A 1,446-nucleotide genomic window follows, 5' to 3' on the forward strand; every position below is an offset into this window, starting at 1 on the left:
GACTGATGTTGGGTATTGTTTCCAGCTTCACCACACCCTGCGGAAAGTCCGATAGATAAGAAGAATATCATGACAGCAATTAGTACATGCCTCACAGGCAAATCCCCCTTTGTCGCCTGAAGCAAATCAGACGCTCACAAATAGTTATAGACGAAAATATGACTGCCATGTTACAAAGTACATTTACTATAAAAGAAAAAAATGCAGATTGCTAGCTTTTTTTTCCCTTTTTGAACATTAAGAAAACAGGACCTAAGTCCACTAAAAAAACCTGTGCGATAGGGACTGACCCCATAAGATGAGACAAATAAAAACACCTTCAAGTTTGAATACGGATGATTGTTATCCGAAATTAGACTTGGAGGTGTTTTTTCTATGGGGACAAGAGTGAGTTATCCGGTTGAAGTGAAACAGAAGGCTGTAGAAATGAGATTGGCAGGCGTACCTATGAAAGAGATCATGCAGGAGTTGAATATCAAAAATAATACGCAGATTAAGACATGGGTCAGATGGTATAAGGCTGGTGATACACATCGATTTGAACAGCCTGTTGGTAAGCAATACACTTATGGAAAAGGTCCGGAGTATTCTTCCGAATTAGAGAAACTGCAGGCAGAGAATCGATATCTGAGACAACAGAATGAAGTGTTAAAAAAGTACAACGAATTGGAAAGGAAGTTGATAGCCAAACGTCAGTCGAACTTGTAGAAGAATTGCACAGCACAATGACCGTGCAGGATATCTGTATTCATTTAGGTATCTCTCGCTCGTCTTATTATCGTTGGAAGAAGAATCTGAAGAAAGATCATCCCAAGCGCCATTTAGAAAAACAAATCGGCACGTTGTGCCGAGAGCACCAGTATCGATATGGATATCGAAAAATCACAGCTATATTAAAAAAGAGAATGTGTATTAACCATAAAACGGTTCAGCGTATTATGCAGAAAAATCAGTGGCAGTGCCGGGTTAAGGTGAAAAAGCGCAAGAAGAATGGGCAGCCATATGCCGTGGTCGACAATATATTAGATAGGAACTTTCAGTCTGATCATCCTCTTGAAAAACTAGTAACAGACATCACGTATTTGCCTTATGGACAGAAACAATTGTACCTTTCCAGTATATTGGATGTATATAATGGAGAAGTGATTGCTTTTACGATTGGAGATAAGCAGGACACAGACTTTGTCTTACACACACTTGATCAACTGCCAACACTGCCTGAGAACTGCGTGTTACATAGTGACCAAGGATCTGTGTATACATCTTACGAGTATCAGAAAGCTGTTAAAACAAAAGGCATTACCATGAGCATGTCCCGCAAAGGGACACCCGCTGATAATGCCTCCATCGAATCGTTTCATTCCTCACTAAAGTCTGAAACGTTCTATCTTAACAGCATTGATCGAACCACGACCGCCACCAACCGTCCGAAGCGTGACCGCGCGA

1 protein-coding gene is annotated in these 1,446 nt (G+C 40.8%); it reads left to right on the forward strand.

Going from position 1 to position 1,446, the window contains the following annotated elements:
- Positions 1 to 375: 375 nt before the first annotated feature.
- Positions 376 to 1,446 (forward strand): IS3 family transposase gene (locus tag ACWGSK_RS27590; protein ID WP_452457185.1). Its coding sequence is split into 2 segments (ribosomal slippage), with 1,072 coding nucleotides annotated over them: positions 376 to 649 and positions 649 to 1,446; the frame shifts between segments, so codons are not numbered across the junction. This gene is flagged as partial in the annotation.

This window comes from Nocardiopsis sp. NPDC055551, from assembly GCF_053619415.1.